Annotated in this window: 17 protein-coding genes; 10 read left to right on the top strand and 7 right to left on the bottom strand. The window is 62.7% G+C overall.

Annotated elements, in window-relative coordinates:
* Positions 1-33: 33 nt before the first annotated feature.
* Positions 34-1014 (top strand): NAD(P)-dependent alcohol dehydrogenase, encoded by a 981-nt coding sequence (locus E3O06_RS01565; protein ID WP_134501286.1) that lies wholly within the window; start codon positions 34-36, stop codon positions 1012-1014.
* A 256-nt stretch (positions 1015-1270) separates the two neighbouring features.
* Here the strand turns inward: E3O06_RS01565 and E3O06_RS01560 are convergent, their stop codons facing one another.
* Positions 1271-2197 carry an Lrp/AsnC family transcriptional regulator gene (locus E3O06_RS01560; protein WP_134501285.1) on the bottom strand — a complete coding sequence of 309 codons (927 nt, stop codon included), beginning with the start codon at positions 2195-2197 and terminating at the stop codon, positions 1271-1273.
* 219 nt (positions 2198-2416) lie between these two features.
* Between E3O06_RS01560 and E3O06_RS01555 the strand changes: the two genes are divergently transcribed.
* Complete coding sequence (locus E3O06_RS01555; protein ID WP_134501284.1) at positions 2417-3649, top strand: flavin monoamine oxidase family protein; 1233 nt, start codon at positions 2417-2419, stop codon at positions 3647-3649.
* Positions 3585-4952: a flavin monoamine oxidase family protein gene (locus tag E3O06_RS01550; protein WP_134501283.1), complete on the top strand. Its 1368-nt coding sequence runs from the start codon at positions 3585-3587 to the stop codon at positions 4950-4952. The genes E3O06_RS01555 and E3O06_RS01550 overlap by 65 nt, the downstream gene beginning before the upstream one ends.
* A gap of 60 nt (positions 4953-5012) precedes the next feature.
* On the opposite strand, the gene E3O06_RS01545 is transcribed toward E3O06_RS01550, so the two are convergent.
* The 5 genes from E3O06_RS01545 to E3O06_RS01525 form a co-directional block, all read right to left on the bottom strand.
* Positions 5013-6200 (bottom strand): ABC transporter ATP-binding protein, encoded by a 1188-nt coding sequence (locus E3O06_RS01545; protein WP_134501282.1) that lies wholly within the window; start codon positions 6198-6200, stop codon positions 5013-5015.
* Positions 6197-6982, bottom strand: a complete 786-nt coding sequence (locus E3O06_RS01540; protein WP_134501281.1) for an ABC transporter permease — start codon at positions 6980-6982, stop codon at positions 6197-6199. The genes E3O06_RS01545 and E3O06_RS01540 overlap by 4 nt, the downstream gene beginning before the upstream one ends.
* Entirely contained in the window at positions 6979-7887 is a 909-nt protein-coding gene (locus E3O06_RS01535) for an ABC transporter permease (RefSeq protein WP_134501280.1), read from the bottom strand. Before E3O06_RS01535 ends, E3O06_RS01540 begins: the two co-directional genes overlap by 4 nt.
* A gap of 5 nt (positions 7888-7892) precedes the next feature.
* Entirely contained in the window at positions 7893-8909 is a 1017-nt protein-coding gene (locus tag E3O06_RS01530; RefSeq protein ID WP_241979804.1) for an extracellular solute-binding protein, read from the bottom strand.
* Between the two features lie 751 nt (positions 8910-9660).
* A complete protein-coding gene (locus tag E3O06_RS01525; RefSeq protein ID WP_134501278.1) occupies positions 9661-10239 on the bottom strand; it encodes a CGNR zinc finger domain-containing protein in 579 nt (192 codons plus the stop codon).
* Between the two features lie 81 nt (positions 10240-10320).
* On the opposite strand from E3O06_RS01525, the gene E3O06_RS01520 reads away from it, so the two are divergent.
* The 5 genes from E3O06_RS01520 to E3O06_RS01500 all read left to right on the top strand — a co-directional run bounded on the left by E3O06_RS01520 (position 10321) and on the right by E3O06_RS01500 (position 14111).
* On the top strand, positions 10321-11310 hold the full coding sequence (locus E3O06_RS01520; protein WP_134501277.1) for an EamA family transporter: 990 nt from the start codon (positions 10321-10323) through the stop codon (positions 11308-11310).
* Positions 11311-11470: 160 nt separating this feature from the next.
* Complete coding sequence (locus E3O06_RS01515; RefSeq protein ID WP_134501276.1) at positions 11471-11947, top strand: GNAT family N-acetyltransferase; 477 nt, start codon at positions 11471-11473, stop codon at positions 11945-11947.
* A 10-nt stretch (positions 11948-11957) separates the two neighbouring features.
* Entirely contained in the window at positions 11958-12554 is a 597-nt protein-coding gene (locus tag E3O06_RS01510; protein WP_134501275.1) for a DnaJ family domain-containing protein, read from the top strand.
* A gap of 121 nt (positions 12555-12675) precedes the next feature.
* On the top strand, positions 12676-13044 hold the full coding sequence (locus E3O06_RS01505) for a nucleoside triphosphate pyrophosphohydrolase family protein (protein WP_134501274.1): 369 nt from the start codon (positions 12676-12678) through the stop codon (positions 13042-13044).
* Between the two features lie 35 nt (positions 13045-13079).
* Positions 13080-14111: an NADPH:quinone reductase gene (locus tag E3O06_RS01500; protein WP_134501273.1), complete on the top strand. Its 1032-nt coding sequence runs from the start codon at positions 13080-13082 to the stop codon at positions 14109-14111.
* Between the two features lie 208 nt (positions 14112-14319).
* On the opposite strand, the gene E3O06_RS01495 is transcribed toward E3O06_RS01500, so the two are convergent.
* Positions 14320-16179 carry a DEAD/DEAH box helicase gene (locus E3O06_RS01495; RefSeq protein WP_134501272.1) on the bottom strand — a complete coding sequence of 620 codons (1860 nt, stop codon included), beginning with the start codon at positions 16177-16179 and terminating at the stop codon, positions 14320-14322.
* A 109-nt stretch (positions 16180-16288) separates the two neighbouring features.
* Between E3O06_RS01495 and E3O06_RS01490 the strand changes: the two genes are divergently transcribed.
* The gene (locus E3O06_RS01490) at positions 16289-17671 is read left to right on the top strand and encodes a fibronectin type III domain-containing protein (protein ID WP_241979803.1); all 1383 of its coding nucleotides are present in this window, start codon (positions 16289-16291) and stop codon (positions 17669-17671) included.
* Positions 17672-17718: 47 nt separating this feature from the next.
* Positions 17719-18150 carry a VOC family protein gene (locus E3O06_RS01485; RefSeq protein ID WP_134501270.1) on the top strand — a complete coding sequence of 144 codons (432 nt, stop codon included), beginning with the start codon at positions 17719-17721 and terminating at the stop codon, positions 18148-18150.
* Position 18151 lies beyond the last annotated feature (1 nt).

Below are 18151 nucleotides of genomic sequence, written 5' to 3'. Positions count from 1 at the left end.
AGCCCCTTTCGTTGCGGGGGTACGCTGTGCCGCATGAAAACAGCCGTGTACCGCCACTACGGACCCCCGAGCTTCGTGCACGTCGAGGAGGCGCCGCCTCCGACGCCCCAGGCCGGCGAACTGCTCGTGCGGGTCTTCGCCAGCACGGTGAACCGCACGGACTGCGGATTTCTGAGCGGCAAGCCACGCCTGGTGCGGTTGTTCAGCGGTCTCCGCGCCCCGCGGGCGACGGTTCTCGGCTGCGAATTCGCCGGTGACATCGCGGCGGTCGGGCCTGGAGTCAGATCGTTCACGGTGGGCCAACGCGTTTTCGGCTACAACGGCGTGAAATTCGGCGGGCACGCTGAGTACCTGGCCATCGCCGAAACCGGTCTCGTCGCCGAGATTCCAGCGGCACTGTCGCACGAGGAGGCTGCACCGATCGTGGAGGGCGCCCACTACGCGCTCAACATGATTCGTGCGGCGAAGATCACGGCCGGGCAGAACGTGCTGGTCAACGGCGCAACCGGGGGAATCGGCTCGGCAGCAGTGCAATTGCTCGTGCACCTCGGTGCTTGCGTCACCGCGGTCTGCGCCACGGCGCACCTGACTCTGGTTCAATCGCTCGGTGCCGCGCGGGTCGTGGACTATACCCGGGACGACTTCACGGCGCTCGATGACGAGTTCGACGTGGTGCTCGATGCGGTGGGCAAGAGCAGCTTCGGGCGGTGCCGGCGGCTGCTCGTTCCCGGGGGAATCTATGTGTCGTCCGAGCTTGGGGGCTTCTGGCAGAACCCGGTGCTGGCACTGACCACGCCACTCCTGCGCCGGAAGCGGGTGCTATTTCCGATTCCCAAGGACACCAGGGAAGACGTGTTGTTTCTCAAGGGCCTGGTCGAGACAGGTGAGTTTCGGCCGATGCTCGACCGCACATATTCCCTCGACCAGATTCGCGAGGCCTACGAGTACGTGGCGGTCGGCCAGAAGGTCGGTAACGTCGTCATTCGTGTTCGCGACGAGAGTGCTACGGAGTAGGGCCTGCCGCCTCAGCACGGCATCGGAGTAGGCGCGCACGAGGGTGGAGATTCTCGGCGCCACAGTCCCCTCCTGCAGGTCGTCATCTGGATGTCAGTGTTTCGCTGATGTTCGTGTTGACCTGGCTGGTGGAAAAATCCAAGCTCGGTCGCGGCATGCGTACCATCGCTGAAGACCCGCATGCTGCCGCCTCGCCCCAGGGCCACTACCGGTGAGTCTGATCAGGGCAACGCTGCCGCGAACTCAGTTGGAGATACTAACCCTTACGGTTATCTCGATACTCGGCCACGCTGTAGTCCTCTTTGAGTATTTGCAAATGCATCCACGTAGTAAGACCAACGACCCACGGTTCGCGGCGCAGCTCATCCGTCAGATCGCTCGCCTCCCGCAAGGTCTTGAAGACTGCCGTCGCGATGATTCCAAAATCACCTGTCGTGGTGGCAAAGAACGCCACGCCCATCCTAGTAAGTGCCTCCACGCCGGCGTGAGAACTGCCGGTGTGCCGTATGCCGATGCCGAGGGCGAACGTGTATGCGCGTCCAAAACTACCCTGCGGTACCGCAACCACGCGAATGATCTCACCATCAATGAGCCTCGTCATGCGATGACGCACGGAGCTTTCTGGCAGGCGCAGAGCCGCAGCCAGCACGCGCACCGGGGCGCGCCCATCCCGTTCCAACGTTTCGATCAGGCTCATATCGGTCGCATCAAGGGAGGACTGTTCCACCGCCTGGAGAGTCGGAGCATAAATATTGTGCACGATGTTTTCGTAGCGGTGTACCCGGATCGAGAGCACTTCGCTGTGTGTTCGAATGGCCGAGAGCAGTTCGACCAGCTCAGTTTCGAAGCGACAGCGCACCTGAATGCACAGTCCCGCCTCTCCGGTCGTTGTGGAGACGTAGGTGGTCAGGGGGGACTTGGCCATCTCTTCGTACAGGTCGCGGGCGTCACCGCGAAGTACGACCTGGAGGTGTCCCTCAACTGTGAAACCGAACATGCGTGGATTGACGCTCGCCGTGAAGCGAAGTTGTCCGCTGTCCACCATGGACTTAATGATTTCAGTGACGTTGCTCCGGGTCAGTCCGAGCTCTTCTGCTATGGAGGAATACGACGCACGTCCATCTCGGCGCAGGTGGTCAATGACATGATCCTGCACAATGGAGCTGCCGAAGGTATCGGTCACTCGTGCCTCGTTTCAAAATCAGGGTTACGATATCCTGCCACACCATGTGCATATTCGCCTCAAATGATCCCTATTTTGGGTAATTTGCACCGCAAACTCGGTTTTTTCGCTACGATCTATCACAATAACCGCCGCTTTTTTGTGAAACAGTTTCAACAATGAGGTTCATCTGCGCCCTGCCTGGTAGCTGCTCCTCCTGCTGCGAACCGATGGGAAATCATGAAGGTCATTATTGTTGGTGCCGGGCTCGCGGGGCTGACCGCCGCGTGGAAACTTCGCCAGCACGGCCATGACCCCGTGGTTCTTGAAGCACGAAACAGGGTGGGCGGGCGCACCTGGTCCGAGACTCTCGGCAACGGCCAGATCACCGAGCGTGGTGGCGAGTATGTCTTTCCCACGGAGTTTGCCATTCGGCGCTTGTCAGCAGAGATAGAGGTGCCGATCCTGACGCACAACGTGCGGTATGCACGGAGAACGGTCAATGGGGTGCACCTCAGCCTCGACGAGCTCAACTCCGTAACCGACCGACTTATCGGAACCCTCACCGAGATGCTCGCCGATCGTGTGGTCAACGTTTCGGTAGACGAGGTATTCCGGGCAACGATTGGTGCAGATTTTCATGCTCATCCGGCGTACCGGAGAATGTCAACGTCGTTGGCCGGCGACCCTGCACTCATCAGCGCACAGGCGGCTCTGATGCACGAGTCCTCGGCCGTTGGTGGCTACGTAGAGGACGGCGGTCGATTCCTCGGGGGCAACCAGTCGCTCGCCCTCGAGCTCGCCCGACTGCTGGGAACGGCCGTACGGCTGGAGTCCCCGATCAGCGCGATTGACCAGTCGCGCTCTGGCGTTCAAGTAACCCTGCGCGACGGTAGTACCGTCGATGGCGACGCAGCCGTGTTGGCTGTGCCGCTCCCCATCCTGCGCAGCCTCACCCTCGACTTTGAGTTTCCGGAATCACAGCGGAGCGCGCTTGACCACCGGTCAATGGGCACGGCAGCGAAACTCGGTGTTCCCCTGTCGGATGTTGATGCGGATACCGCGCTCCAAAATGCTGACCACGCGTGGTGGTCGTGGCGATCTATGTCGATCGATGGCGAGCAGCGTGTTCCCGCGCTCTCCTGCTTCGCTGGGGGGCCGAGCACGCTCGCTGCGCTTGAGACGGTGAGCGGACCTGATCGGTGGGTTGCCGAACTCAAACGGATGCGCCCGGAGCTTGTCATTGACGGCGACGTGCTGCTGACCGACTGGACCACCGACGAGTGGACCCGGGGATGCTACTCGGCGCCGTCCCTCACCTGGCGCCCCGACGACGCATCGGCGTTCGACTCGGCGGCAGGCTTGGTTGCGATCGCTGGAGAGCATACCGGACTCCAGCAGTCTCTCAATGGCGCGGTCGAGTCCGGTTTTCGAGCAGCCAAAGTCATTTCGAGCATCGCGCAGATGGGGTAGAGGCTACACAGTGGAAACCACAGACGTTGTAGTCATTGGAGCCGGATTCGCCGGACTGGTAGCCGCACGAGAGCTCGGCCGTTCTGGCCACAGCGTGATCGTTCTTGAGGCGCGAGATCGAGTCGGCGGTCGAACGTGGACAAATCATGCTCTCGGCCATGACCTCGAACTCGGTGGCACCTGGGTGCACTGGGTACAACCGCATGTGTGGTCGGAAATGACCCGGTATGGCCGAGAAATAGTGCGCAGTCCAATGGCCGAGGAGGCGTACTGGCTGGGCGCTGGTGCCGAAGTGCGAAAGGGTACGCTCGCTGACTTCACAGCTCTGATCGACGAGGGGCAGCGACAGATAATAGCGGATGCGCTCGCTATGATTCCTCGCGCCGTCGATCCCACGGTCGGTGGGATCACCGAACGAGACCAGCTGTCCCTACAGCAGCGATTAGACGAAATAGCCCTTGATGATGAGGCACGATCCGCGAACGAATCCGTGTGGGTCGGTCACGTTAACGCTCCGTTGAATGAGGTCGGGCTCTCCAGTGCGCTGCGCTGGGCGAGTGCGGCAGGCGGACACTGGCCGCTGATGCACGAGGCATCGGCAACGTATCGCGTGGTTGGCGGAATGTCTGGTTTCACCGCTGCCATCGCCGCAGATGTGCCCGGTGACATTCGCTTGAACTCAACCGTGACGGCAGTCGAACACGACGCCACCTGCGCTGTCGTCTCGCTCTCCGATGGACGACAGCTGCGGGCGCAACGGGTTGTCATGACTCTTCCGATCAACGCCGTGGACACCATTAAGGTCACACCCGTCCTCCCCGATGCGTGGGTGCGCTCCAACCGGGAGCGTGTTGCCTCCCAGGGGTTCAAAGTGTGGATCAAAGTGCGTGGCCGCCTGCCGCGGTTCTTCGCCTACGCCTCCCAGCACCACGCGATCTCGGTGCTCAAGAGTGAGTTCGTTGAGGATGACCACACGATTTTGGTCGGCTTCGGCGCCGACCACCGAGCCATTGACATCACGAGTGTGGAGCAGGTGAACGCGGCGCTCGGAGTCTGGCGCGACGACCTCGAGGTGATCGGGGTTGCTGCGCACGACTGGATGAAAGATCCACTCTCGCAGAACACCTGGATGACGCACCGCCCAAGCCAGCTGACGCGCGATCTCAGTGAACTGCAGCAAGCAGATGGCGTGCTCCACTTCGCCGGATGTGACACCGCCGATCTGTGGGGCGGTTTCATCGATGGAGCCATCGAGAGCGGATTGCGCGAGGCGCGTCTGGTGTCGGCTTCCCTGGCGACCTAGAGCTGCCAGGCCCCGTTGGGGCCTGGCAGCATCCGCGTTGTTCAGCTGCTTTGTGCAGGACTACGTGAGCGACACACCTTCATCACCCGTGTCTTCGAGAAGTACACCGCAGTCAACATCCCATCGCATCAATGCCCGGCTGCCTGGCTCCCGGACCCCAGCGGCCTGTGCCGCACGAACAGTGCCCGTACTGCCATCTGGCAGCTCTACTTCACAACGCCACGACGAACCAAGGTAGTTGGCATCGAGCACTGTGACCGGAAGAGTATTGATGCCGGCCGCGGACGGCGCGGATCCTTCATCACAGAGAATGATGTTTTCCGGACGAATGAGTATTGCCAACGACTCGGAACTGAGCTGCCCGGGAACGCGAATGGCGTGCCCGGAGATATCCAATGTCGTTTCACCGGCTCCACTGCTGACCATCGAACCGGACAGCACTGTGGACTCACCGAGAAAACGGCCGACAAAGAGCGTCTGGGGTTTTTGATAGAGGTCTGCCGGACTTCCGACCTGCTCAATCCGCCCATTATTGAATACCGCGATTCGGTCAGAAAGCGACAGCGCCTCCTCCTGGTCGTGCGTCACGTAAACAAACGTCGATCCGACCTCTCGGTGAATTCGCTTGATTTCTTTTTGAAGCCATTCGCGCAGTTTCTTATCCAGGGCACCCAGCGGCTCATCCATGAGCAAAACGCGGGGCTTATAGACGAGCGCCCGAGCAAGCGCCACACGCTGTTGTTGACCGCCCGACAGCTCGGTCGGAAAGCGGTCGCCGAATTCCCCCATGCGCACCATTTCGAGAGCGCCGGCGATCATCGTTTTCTGCTCTGCCTTCGAGATTTTGCGCCGATCCAACGGATAGGCGATATTTTCGGCAACCGTCTTGTGTGGAAACAGAGCGTAGTTTTGAAAAACCATGCCGATGTCGCGTTTGTGTGCGGGTAGTTTTGCGACGGGCTTTCCGTAGATATGCAGCAAGCCCTCTGTGGCCGAAACAAAACCGGCAATCATATTCAGTGTTGTCGTCTTACCCGAGCCGGACGGACCGAGGAAGGTCATGAATTCACCTGGCTTTATAACCAGGTTGATGGCGTCGACAACAGCCTTGTTGCCGTAGCGTTTCGTCACGTCGCGCAGGCTGATGCCCGCGTCGTTGATCACACTGATGACCTCGGTATTGAGGTGCAATTGCCGGAGCTCCTGTTCGTTCTGGCCCACGGTGAAGGCACTACTTTCCGGTTTCATACTGAAACTCGCTTTCTCTTGCGGGTAGCAAATTGTGCAGTGAGCATGACTAATACAGAGGTGAACATGGCAATTACCGCAACGGCGGCGACGGTGGGATCACTGGTCTGAGTCACGCTGTTGTAAATTTTCACCGGCAACGTCTGCAACTGCGGACTCTGAACAAACAGCGACAAGATAATTTCATCGAAGGAGGTGACGAATGCGAACAGGGCTCCTGCTGTCACCCCGGGCATGATGAGCGGGAGGGTGATGCTGAAGAACGTGCGAAGTCGTCCGGCTCCCAGCGTCGCCGAGGCCTGTTCCAGCTTGGGGTCAACACCCTGTAGCGAGGCCGTCACGTTTATGATGACCAGCGGCAGCGCAACGACGGTGTGGGCAAGCACGAACCCGGGAAGGGTGCCGAGCAGGTTGAATCGCAAGAAGAGCGAGTAAAGCCCGATGGCGATGACAATACCGGGAACGATGAGCGGCGTGAGAAAGTAGCTCTCCAGCAGGGCCTTCCCCCGAAACTTGACCTTGGACAGGCCGATCGCCGCCATGATCCCCAGCGCCGTGGCGACAACCATGGTGATGAGCGCGACTTGCAACGATGAACCCAACGATCGCAGCCAGGACGGGTCGGTGAAGAAGTTCTCATACCACTGCAGGGAGAACCCCTGAGGTGGAAAGTTGAACGACGCCGCCGAGTTGAACGACATAGGAATGATGACGAGGGTCGGAAGGAGCAGCCAGAGAACGATAAGAACAGCCAGTGCGCCCAGTGCGCGTTTGAACGTCATTTTCCACGCCCCGCGAACAGATTCGTTCCCTTGGAGGCACGACCCACCAGTGCCAGAACCACAATCGTCGTCGCCAGCATGAATATGCCCAGGGCGGTCCCGTGTCCCCACATGAGGAATCCGCTGATTTGTTGGTACATCAGTGCGGACATCATGATTTCCTTCGACGAGCCGAGCAGAGCGGGAATGATGTAGAAACCCAGCCCAAGAATGAAGACCGTGACCGATCCCGCAAATATCCCCGGTCGGGACAGCGGCAGGTAAACCGTGAAGAAGGCCGTGACGGGCCTGGCCCCCAGGTTTGCCGCAGCGGGCAGCAATCGCTTATCGATCTTGGCCAGTGCCGAATAGATCGGCAGCACCATGAAGGGCAGGAGCACCTGGGACATACCAAGGGCCACCCCGAACGTGCTTCGAATGAGCGGCAGTGGTCCGATTCCAAACACCGCTTCAAGAAGGCCGTTGATAGGACCGGTGTCTTGCAGCAGTACCAGCCAGGCCAGTGTTCGCACCAGAATACTCGTCCAGAGCGGCAGCATAATGAACAGTTGCAGCATATTGCGGGTGCGATCACTGACAACCGTCATCAAATATGCGTACGGGTACGCGATAAGCAGGCAGACGACCGTAACCAGGAGTGACGTGGCGAAGGTGCGAAAGGCCACGACCATATTGGTGGGCGTGGTGAAGAGCCACACGTAGTTCTGAACACCGAGCGTTGGATCGCTGATACTTCGGTAGAAGACATCGATAAGCGGTGCCAGAAAAAAGAACGAGACGACCACAAAGGCTGGTATCAGTAGCAGAAACGGGCGCCAGTTCTTTGGCTCTCGAACCTGCTTTGCTGTGGCACCGCCGCGACCGGAGCCTTTGCTCCGGTCGCGCAGGGTAGATATGTCAGGCATGCCGGTTAGCTGCCGGTAACCCAGCCGGCCCATGCCGCCGACAGCGCGTCATAGTTTTCCACCCAAAAGTCAATGTTCGGAGCGATTCCGGTTTTCAGGTGTTCGGTGGTCAACCAGGTCTCCAGAGTCGCGTCAACCTTCGGCTTCGCGTCAACGTTCACCGGTCCGTACGAGGTCAGCTCCGTCATGCGTGCCTGCTGTTCCGCGCCGAGGTAGAAGTTCACCGCAGCGAAAGCCGCCTGCGGGTCTTTGACGCCCTTGGGAATGGCCGTGGAATCAACCATAATCATCCACTCGTCCCACATGGGAGCGACCGGTGCGCCAGCCGCAGCGGCGCCGTAGCCACGGCCCGACCAGACCAGGCCCATAACGGCCTCGCCCGATTCCAGCTGCTGCTGCGCCTGAGATCCCGATGTCCAGCCGATAACGTCGTCACCGAGGGCGCGGTACTTGTCGAAGGCGACGTCGATGTCGGCAACGGTGACGTCGTTGACGTTCTTGCCGTCTGCCGCTAGCGCAAACTCAACGGTTTGGGGGTCGACATACGGAGATTGACTGACCGTGCGCTTACCCGGAAACTTCTTCGTGTCGAAGAAGTCTGCGGCGCTGGTCGGCGGGTTGTCACCGAATGCGTCTGTGTTGTAAGCCAGGACGAGGCCGTACAGAATGTTGGGCACCATGCACTTGTCGGTGATCGTTCCTTCAGGAACGCGTGAAATATCAACCTGAGAGTAGTCGTACTCCTCATAGAGGGTTCCGCAGCCACGCGCAGTATCGAACTGGGTGGCGTTGGTGACGTCCCACGTGACATTTCCGCTGTCGACCATGGCCTTGAGCTTGCCGGCGTCGAAGGCGTCCTGCAGGAACGTAGCACCCGAGATCTTTGCGAACGGATCCCATGCTGCATCACGTTGGCCGTCTTGAAAGATCCCGCCGGAGGCCGCGTAGGTCAGAGTCACGCCGTCAAAGACACCGTCGGCGACGACTCCCGCCACCGGCGTGCCGAGATCTCGATCTGCCACAGGGGGGGTCTCGGTACCTCCGGCGCAGCCGGCCATGAGTATTGTGGCTACTCCGCCAAGGGCTATCGCGTTTAGCTGTCGCTTCAGATTGTGATTTCGCATTCTGTACCTTTTTCTCTCACTCCGTTGTGAATTCTTTTAGGCCGGGTGTAGGCAGCGGCCTGGTATAGACAACCGACGCGTCGTTGATCTGCGGAATCGGTAGGCCAAATGTAGCAAGTCCGGTCTCGAAGTGCGAACGTTTTACCAAAAATAGGTAGCTCAAAAGACGAAAAGTGCAAAGAAAACGCGAGGAAACTAACATTTCAGTGACGTTTTACGGAAACTTTGGCGAATTTATACTGATGCCGCTAGGCGTGGACGAAGGCGTGGACGAAGGCGTGGACGAAGGTGATGGGCCAAATTGACTGCCTGCTCGCCGAAAAGGTGCGCGCTGAGGTTCGTGCGAGCATGGTCTACCGCACGGACTGCGGCTTTCTGCGCGGGAAGCCGCGGGTCGTACGGCTGTTCATTGGGCGGCGGGCACCGAGGGCGACGATTCTCGGCTGCCAATTTCGCCGGCGAGGTGGCGGGCATCGGAGCCGAGGTCACTGCGTTTACGGTCGGCCAACCTGAATTCGGCTACAACGGCGTGAAATGCGGCGCCCACGCTGACTTTCTGACCATCGCCGAAACCGGTCTTGTGGCCGACTCGAACAGATTCGAGAGGCGTATGCCTACGTAACGTCCGGTCAGAGGATCGGCGACGTCGTCATTCGTGTGCAGGCTGAGGCGGAATGGTCTCGCCGGCTTTTCGCTCGCGGAACGCGATCATGTTCATGCGGTTACCGCAGCGCACGCTGCAGAACCGCTTGGACCCATTGCGGGAGAGGTCGAGCAGCAGGCCGGTGCAGCCATCCGCTTCACAGCTGCGTAGGCGACCCATTTCATCGCTGCGGATCACGTCGATCAAGGCCAGGGCGGCCTCGACGCGCATGCGCTCGCCGAGCGGCGCCTCGGGCACTGTCGCGTGCAGGTGCCAGTCGGACACGTCGTGGCGCGCGAGCTGCGGGAGCGCCTTCGCCTCGCGCAGCATACGGTTGACTTCGACCACGGCGTCGTCACGGTCGAGGGTCCAGACCCGGCGGAGCAGAGCACGGGTCTGCCGTACGTCGGCCAGTTCGGCGGCATCCCCGTCGATGCGGCCGGTGAAGGGGATCGGGGCGAGCAGCGCGGCGAGGTCGGCGAGTGTTTCGAGTTCGTCGCGACCGCTGCGGGAGGCACCAGGGTCGGTGTTGGCGAGCAGGACTACGAATTCGAGAGCCTCTTCCGTGTCAGGGGCAAAATGCAAGTTGACTCCTTGTCGGTTCGGTCGTACTGTCAGTGGCACAGACCACTTTAGACCATGACGGGCTCGACCAAAGGATTTTCAATGAAGCTGTCCTCACTGCCCGGCGGCCTGGCCGTCGCGGCGCTCTCGGCCCTCTCCTTCGGAACCTCCGGCGCCCTCGTGAAACCACTGCTCGAGGCCGGATGGTCTCCGGCCGCCGCCGTCACGGTGCGCGCTTTGACCGCCGGACTGGTGCTGCTGCCCTTGGCGGTTGTGGCGCTGCGCGGGCGCTGGGCCGCGCTCTGGCTCGCGCGTTGGCGGGTGCTCGGCATGGGCGTCGTCGGAGTCGCGTGCACCCAGCTCGCCTACTTCGCGGCGATCTCGACCATTCCGGTCTCGACCGCGCTGCTGATCGAATTTCTGGCTCCTCTGATTCTGGTCGGCGTCGCCTGGGCCGTCTCCAAGCGGATGCCCCGCCCGGCCGTCTTCCTCGGCTCGGCCCTTGCAGTCGGCGGCCTCGTGCTCGTGATCGGCCCCGGAGCGATCCAGGCGGTGGACCCGATCGGTCTGACCTTCGCGTTTCTCGCCGCGATCGGCTGTGCGGCCTATTTCTTCATCGCCGCGCGCCCGGACCGCGACCTGCCGCCCGTTGCACTCGCGGCGTTCGGCCTGATCGTCGGCGGCGTCATCCTCGGTGTGCTCGGGGCCACCGGCCTGCTCTCGTTCACGGCGACGTTCGGCGACCTGCCGCTGTTCGGTGCGCTGGCGCCGTGGTGGGTGCCGGTGGTGCTGCTCGTGCTGGTCAGCACGGCCATCGCCTACGCCACCGGGATCACGGCGGCCGGTGTGCTGGGATCGCGGCTCGCGTCGTTCGTCGGGCTGCTCGAGGTGGTCTTCGCGTCCCTGTTCGCCTGGCTGCTGCTCGGCGAGCAACTCACGCCCCTGCAGCTGCTCGGCGGACTGCTCATTCTCGGCGGCATCGCGGCCGTGCGCTCCGAACGGGCCGAGGCGCTGCCGCCGGAAGAGCCGCCTCAGCACGATGTGGCGATCGTCGCCTCGGGTGAGGCGACGGCCGCGGCATCCGCTCACTGAATGGTCAGCCGCCGAACGCGAAGAGGCAAAACGTCACGCGGGGTAGAGAACAATCGCCAGGTCGTGCCCGTCTGCTTCCCTGTTAGAAGCCAGGCGCGCAGCATCCGCTTCGGCAAGGTGACCGGAGAGCGTACACAGCGAGTTTGCTAACCTCGGTGCCATGCTCCTGCGCCCCTTCACCGTGCTCGACGGTGAAGCGACCCTCGATGTGTTTCTGCGCGCGATTCGTATCACCGCGAGCAGCAGGTACACGCCCGAGCAGATCGCCGCGTGGGCTCCGGACGACATGGACATCGTGGCCTGGACCGCCAAACGAGCACGGACCGCGACGGTTGTGGCGACCAATGGCGTTCAAGTTGTTGGATTCACCGATCTCGACGACCGCGGCTACATCGACATGCTGTTCGTCGATCCCGATTTCGGTCGGCGAGGTGTCGCCTCGGCGCTCCTGGGCTGGGTTCTCGAGCGGGCCGACGACCGGGGTCTGACCGAGTTGTCGACCCATGCCAGTCTCGTCGCGCGGCCCTTCTTCGAAAAGTTTGGCTTCGTCGTTCTGGAGCAGCGGTATCCGGTGCAAGGCGGTGTGCGGCTGACCAACTTCATCATGCACCGCGCGCTGGCTGACCCCGCGATCTAGGCTGAAAGCCATGACCGGCAAGAAAGACCGCAGCGACGCCCGACTGAACGTGGCTCGATACCAGATAGAGCGGATGCTGCCGCCCGCGCAGGTCACTCCCGAACCGGAGCAGAACACCGCCGGGCAGTCCATGATGGAAGCCCGTGCCCAGTACGTGGAAATGGCCATCCAGCAGGCCATTCGTCGCGGTGAGTTCGACAACCTGCCCGGGGCCGGTAAGCCGCTCACGAACCTCGACCGCGGGTACGATCCGGATTGGTGGATTCGCCAGAAGATCGAGAGCGAGAAGATCACCGGGCTCGGGCCGCCCGCCCTCACCCTGCGAACCGAGAACGTCAAGCTTGATGCCCGCCTCGATGGCGCCCAGTCCGAGGCCGCGGTAATGGAGATTCTCAACGATTTCAACGGCCGCGTCGTGGCAGCGCGCCGGCAGTTGCAGGGTGGGCCGCCTGTAGTGACCCCCACCCGCGACGTGGACGAACAGCTCACGCTCTGGCGGGAGCGTCGGGCCGCACGAAGTGAGGCCGCCAGGCAGCAGCGCGAGCAGCAGGCGGCTGCGTTCGCCGCCATGACCTGGCGCGAACGCCGCCGCGCTCGCCCTCGCTGAATCTGCAGCGCCGCGGTCGTTGGCCCCCAGCATGCGCATCACGGTCGGCCGAAGCTCGCGCATGTCGATGTTCTGGTGACCGCGTCGCGTAACGTTGGACAGCCCAGGAGAAAGCCTTGCCATGACGAATACCCAGACGCACACCCCCGAAACCGGACTGACCGCTGCGAGCACCGAAGCCCTGAGCGTGCGAGCGCTCTATGAAATTCTTGAGCAACGCTTCAACGGCAAGACCTGGTCGCTCAACGAAATGGCGATCGGTTACACCAACGATGTCGGTTATATCGGTCGGCTGCTGCTCGCCCACGACGGCACCTGGCCGATCGACGGCGACTCGACCGCCGAACTGAAGCACAAGCTGGCTGAATCGCTCTGGTGGACCTTCGTGCTCGCCAACAAGCTCGACATCGACATCGACCAGGCGTTCAGCGAGACGATGAGCACCATTCGTAAGAACCTGGAAGCCACGATCGAACGCACCGCGCTTTAGGGAAACATTCCCGCGCCCCCGGCGTTAGCTCTCACATGAAGACAATTGTGTACAGCGAAACCGGTGCCCCGTCCGTGCTCCACCTCGTCGAACGGCCGGTAACCGATCCCGGAGCCGGCGAAGTGCGCGTACGAATCGTGGTGGGCGGGGTGAATCCGACCGATTGGAAGTCGCGCCGTGGCTCGGCACCGGGGGAGGCGCTCGCTTTCGATGACATCGTCCCGAACCAGGACGGCGCGGGGTTCGTCGACGCGGTCGGAGTCGGAGTCTCGAACGTGGCCGTCGGCGACCGCGTCTGGCTCGCCCTCGCCGCATACCAGCGGGCTGACAGCGGAACCGCCCAGGAACTCGCGGTGCTGCCGGCGGAACGCGTCTTTCTGCTGCCTTCCCCGGCCAGTTTCGACCAGGGCGCCAGCCTCGGAGTGCCGGCCATCACCGCCTACCGGGCCCTCACCGTGGCCGAGGACGGCCCCCGGCGTCTGCATCCGGGGGCGCTCGACGGCAAAATCGTGCTCGTCGCGGGCGGTGCCGGCGCCGTCGGCCATGCCGCCATCCAACTCGCGCGCTGGGCCGGAGCTGCGGTGATCACGACAGTGAGCGGTGCAGCCAAGGCCGCCCTCGCCGCAGCCGCCGGCGCCCACCACGTGGTCACCTACACCGAATCCGATGTCGCCGCTAAAATCCGAGCCATCGCACCCGACGGCGTCGACCTCATCGTCGAGGTAGCCCCGGCCCAGAACTCCGAACTCGACCTCCAGGTCATTCGCAACCGCGGATCCATCGCGGTCTACGCCAACAACGGCGGCGACCAGATGACCCTTGACGTGCGCAAGCACTTCAGTCTCAACGTGCGCTACCAGTTCGTGTTGCTGTACACGGTCGGCATCGAGGTCGTGCAGCAGGCCGCTGCAGCGATCAACGAAGCACTCGTCGACGGCGCTCTGCCCGTCGGATCGGATGCGGGACTGCCGCTGCACCGCTTCGACCTGGCCCACACAGCGGATGCCCACGCCCTCGTCGAGAGCGGCGTCACCGGCAAGGTGCTCATCGACGTTTCCGCAGGCTGACGCGCAGCGGCGGAGTTCAGGAGTCGGCCCGGCGCATAACTCCTGCAATTTGTGGGGCGCAAACGGAACTTCCACGTGGTTCTGCGGGTGCTGCGGCAGGCCCGGTACGAATTGCAGGAGTTATGCGCGCCGGGGCGCTGCACGGTAGCCAAATCTGCAGAAAGCACCCCCGCCGCAAACGGTGAGGGGGCTTTCGTGGGCTCAGGCCTTAGTACTCGCGGCGCGGAGCGCGCGGCGGGCGGTCGCCCTGCTCGGCGGAGCGTGAGGCGCCGCCCTTGTCAGCACGCAGCTCGATGAGCTTGCCGCTGATGCGGGTGTTCTCCAGCTTCGAGAACACGTCACCCGACAAGTCAGCGGGCAGCTCGACCAGCGAGAACTCGGGCAGAATCTTGATGTGCCCGAAGTCGTCGCGGCTCAGCCCGCCCTCGTTGGCGAGGGCGCCGACGATCTGACGCGGTTCCACCTTGTGACGCTTGCCGACCTCGATGCGGTATTGTGCCATCGGCTTGCCGCTGGAACGCACCGGGCGTTCGCTGCGCACCGGACGGTCTTCGCGCGGAGCATAGCTGCCGCGGTCGTCGCGGCTGCCGCCACGGTCGTCGCGACCAAAACGGTCGTTGCGGCCGCCACGCTCCGGTCGATCGCCGCGCTGCTCCGAGCGTTCGACGCGCTCGTCGCGTTCGATGCGCTGCTGCGCCCGAACGTCCTCGGCGGAGAGTAGCAGGGGAGTCTCGCCCTGGGACACCACGGCGAGGGCAGCGGCCACGTCGACCTCGGGAACGTCGTGGTGGGACACGTAGTGCGCGATGATGTCGCGGAACTTGCTGATGCGGTCGGTCTCGTCGAGGGCCGCGGTGATGGCATCGTCGAAGCGGGTGAGGCGCGTCACGTTGACGTCCTCAACGCTCGGCAGCTGCATCTGGGTGAGCGGCTGGCGGGTGGCCTTCTCGATGGCGGTGAGCAGGCGACGTTCGCGCGGGGTGACGAAGCTGATCGCCGCGCCCGAGCGGCCGGCGCGGCCGGTGCGGCCGATGCGGTGCACGTAGGACTCGGTGTCGATCGGGATGTCGTAGTTGACCACGTGGCTGATGCGCTCGACGTCGAGTCCGCGAGCGGCGACATCCGTTGCGACGAGAATGTCGAGCTTTCCGCTCTTGAGCTGATTAATTGTGCGTTCGCGCTGAACCTGCTGCACGTCACCGTTGATCGCCATGGCGGAGTAGCCGCGGGCACGCAACTTCTCGGCGAGCAGCTCGGTCTCGTTCTTGGTGCGGGCGAAGATGATCATGCCCTCGAAATTCTCGACCTCGAGAATTCGGGTGAGCGCGTCGAGCTTCTGCGGGTACGACACCATCAGGTAGCGCTGCGTAGTGTTCGCGCTGGTTGTGGTCTTGCTCTTGACCGTGATCTCTTCGGGATCGTGCAGATACTTCTTGGAGATGCGGCGAATCTGCGCCGGCATCGTGGCCGAGAACAACGCGACCTGCTTGTCGTCCGGGGTGTCGGCGAGAATGGTCTCGATGTCCTCGACGAAGCCCATGTTGAGCATCTCGTCGGCCTCATCGAGCACCAGGAACTTCAGCTCCGAGAGGTCGAGGGTGCCCTTGGCGAGGTGGTCCATGATGCGACCGGGAGTACCGACAACGATGTGCACGCCGCGACGCAGGGCTGACAGCTGCTGGCCGTAGCCCTGTCCGCCGTAGACCGGCAGCACGTGCACGCCGCGCATGTGTGCGGCGTACTTCTCGAAGGCCTCACAGACCTGCAGCGCGAGTTCGCGGGTGGGCGCGAGCACGAGGGCTTGCGGGTTCTTCTGCGACAGGTCGAGACGGTTCAGAATCGGCAGCGCGAACGCGGCCGTCTTGCCGGTACCGGTCTGGGCGAGTCCGACAACGTCGCGACCCTCCAACAGCGGGGGAATAGTGGCGGCCTGAATGGCCGAGGGGGTTTCGTAGCCGACGACTTTGAGCGCCTTGAGCATGGCTTCGTTGAGTCCGAGATCGGCAAAGGTCTTGGTTGCAGTGGCAGTTTCTGCCTCGTTCTGCGCAGTGGTGTCTGGTGCGGTCATAGTACAACGGTAGTCGACGCCGCCGCTCCCTGCGTAAAGGCTCGTCCGGCGCGCGATAAAGCGGATCCCCGCGGCCGCGGCATCCGCTTGCCGTCGCGCGGGAGGGAGGTTGCGGCTGCCGCCGAAACCGGCGGGGCTGGACACCTCTATTGGTGGTGCGATCGCGCTATTCTCGTTGCATTCCGGGCAGCGTCGCCCGGAGGGGGGCCGAGTGCTGGGTGAAAGGTTCCGCCACATGTTCACGCAAGGTTCTCCTCAAAACACGAAACTCCTCAACCGCTGGCGAGCAGCGATGGCTGCCCTGTTGGCGACGGTGCTGTGTCTGACAACCGTTGCTGCCAGTGCCTCCGCGATCGGCACGAGGACCCACAGCGTAGCGCTGCCGGCGCCATACTCGCACTCGGTGTTCATTAACAACGACGCCAGTTTCCTCGATCACCGCATGAGCCTGCCCACATCGAGCACGAGCGTCCGTTTTATCTTGCCGGCCGACGTCGCCGCACTGAACATCACCACCGTGCGCTATAGCCTGTACGGCGAAAACTTCACCGTGGGCGGCACCGCATCGCTCGACGCCCAGAAACGCAGCGTCACGATCCCCTTGCCGGCCGGGTTCTTCGCCGTGACGCCAGATCATCGACCCTTGATCGGGCCGTCGGACAACGGAGTTCCACTTCATGCCGCCGGATACTACGGGGTAACGTTTTCAGGGGCCGGAGCATCAGCGCAGCCGCCGCAGGTGGGCTTTCCCTCCGGGGACAGCCTGGAGGCCAATCTGATTCTGGAGCGTGGTACCCGTACCGGCGAGCGCGCTCCTGCCCTCAGCCTCGCTCGCGGAGATGTTGACACGGTGTATTCCATCAAGCAGCACTGGGTAACGTCCACTCTGACGGTACGAAAGGGCGACCTGGTCACGGTGGCGGGCCCCCGTGGATTCTGGACGGGCACCACTGCACCGTTCGTGTCACGGCAGGTCACTCTCGGATCCGACCTCAACGACGACTCGCTGGACAACCTTCCGCTGCCCTCTGCGGTGTCTGCCGACGGGAGTAAAATCACGGTCACCGTTCGCGACGGTTCCTCGTCGACATCAGACTTCGTGCAGCCAGGGGCAGCACCAATGATCACAATGACCATGATGACTGGCCTTCTCTTCGGCGGCGTCGAAGACGCCGACTACGTCGCCGTGCATATCCCCGTTCGGACGGTCCCGGGGGAGCCGACGATAGGAACGCCGACAGCGGGCAAGGCCTCCGCTACGGTTCGCTGGGCGGCCCCCACCAACGGTGGTGCTGCAATCCTCGGTTATCGGGTGCGAGCCTATGCGGGCGGGAAGCTCGTGACCACAAAACTCGTGGTCGGCCGGGTGCAATCGACGGTGGTGACCGGGCTGAGGAACGGCACTTCGTACACCTTTGATGTGGCGGCGGCCAACAGGGTCGGAATCGGACCGGTCGGGAAACGGTCGACGGCGGTCACACCCCGAGGCTAGTTCGGGGCCTCCCGGTAAAGCACGGGCACCTCTGAAAGACTGATCTCATGGAACAACGCGTGCACTTCATTTCCTTGGCCACGAGCGACCTCGAAATGGTGCGCACCTTCTATCGCGACGGCTTGGGCTGGACTCCGCTGATGGACGTTCCCGGCGAGATCGTGTTCTTCCAGGTGGGGCCCGGCCTGATGCTCGGCCTGTTCGACGCTGAGAAGTTTGACGAAGACCTGCAGCGCGAACACACGACCACCGGGGCCAGCGGCATCACCCTCGCGCACAATCTCGGCAGCCGGGAGGAGGTCACCGCCACGATCGCCGCGATGGCGGCCGCGGGCGGCACCGTGCTCAAACCCGCCCAGGACGGCGCGTTCGGCGGCATCTTTCACGGGCACGTCGCCGACCCGAACGGCGTCATCTGGGAGATCGCGCACAACCCGGGCTGGCACGTCGCCGACGATGGAACCGTTTCGCTCGGCTGAG

It is taken from the genome of Cryobacterium glaciale, from assembly GCF_004402535.1.
GTDB classification, from domain to species: domain Bacteria; phylum Actinomycetota; class Actinomycetes; order Actinomycetales; family Microbacteriaceae; genus Cryobacterium; species Cryobacterium glaciale.
This window is presented reverse-complemented; position numbering and strand designations above follow the sequence as displayed.

Excerpts from the sequence above, each read along its gene's own strand:
- E3O06_RS01520 (WP_134501277.1), top strand. The coding sequence starts at position 10,321 with ATGAAGCTGTCCTCACTGCCCGGCGGCCTGGCCGTCGCGGCGCTCTCG.
- E3O06_RS01505 (WP_134501274.1), top strand. The coding sequence starts at position 12,676 with ATGACGAATACCCAGACGCACACCCCCGAAACCGGACTGACCGCTGCG.
- E3O06_RS01550 (WP_134501283.1), top strand. The coding sequence starts at position 3,585 with ATGGCGCGGTCGAGTCCGGTTTTCGAGCAGCCAAAGTCATTTCGAGCA.
- E3O06_RS01485 (WP_134501270.1), top strand. The coding sequence starts at position 17,719 with ATGGAACAACGCGTGCACTTCATTTCCTTGGCCACGAGCGACCTCGAA.
- E3O06_RS01510 (WP_134501275.1), top strand. The coding sequence starts at position 11,958 with ATGACCGGCAAGAAAGACCGCAGCGACGCCCGACTGAACGTGGCTCGA.
- E3O06_RS01495 (WP_134501272.1), bottom strand. The coding sequence starts at position 16,179 with ATGACCGCACCAGACACCACTGCGCAGAACGAGGCAGAAACTGCCACT.
- E3O06_RS01565 (WP_134501286.1), top strand. The coding sequence starts at position 34 with ATGAAAACAGCCGTGTACCGCCACTACGGACCCCCGAGCTTCGTGCAC.
- E3O06_RS01515 (WP_134501276.1), top strand. The coding sequence starts at position 11,471 with ATGCTCCTGCGCCCCTTCACCGTGCTCGACGGTGAAGCGACCCTCGAT.
- E3O06_RS01500 (WP_134501273.1), top strand. The coding sequence starts at position 13,080 with ATGAAGACAATTGTGTACAGCGAAACCGGTGCCCCGTCCGTGCTCCAC.
- E3O06_RS01555 (WP_134501284.1), top strand. The coding sequence starts at position 2,417 with ATGAAGGTCATTATTGTTGGTGCCGGGCTCGCGGGGCTGACCGCCGCG.
- E3O06_RS01545 (WP_134501282.1), bottom strand. The coding sequence starts at position 6,200 with ATGAAACCGGAAAGTAGTGCCTTCACCGTGGGCCAGAACGAACAGGAG.
- E3O06_RS01540 (WP_134501281.1), bottom strand. The coding sequence starts at position 6,982 with ATGACGTTCAAACGCGCACTGGGCGCACTGGCTGTTCTTATCGTTCTC.
- E3O06_RS01535 (WP_134501280.1), bottom strand. The coding sequence starts at position 7,887 with ATGCCTGACATATCTACCCTGCGCGACCGGAGCAAAGGCTCCGGTCGC.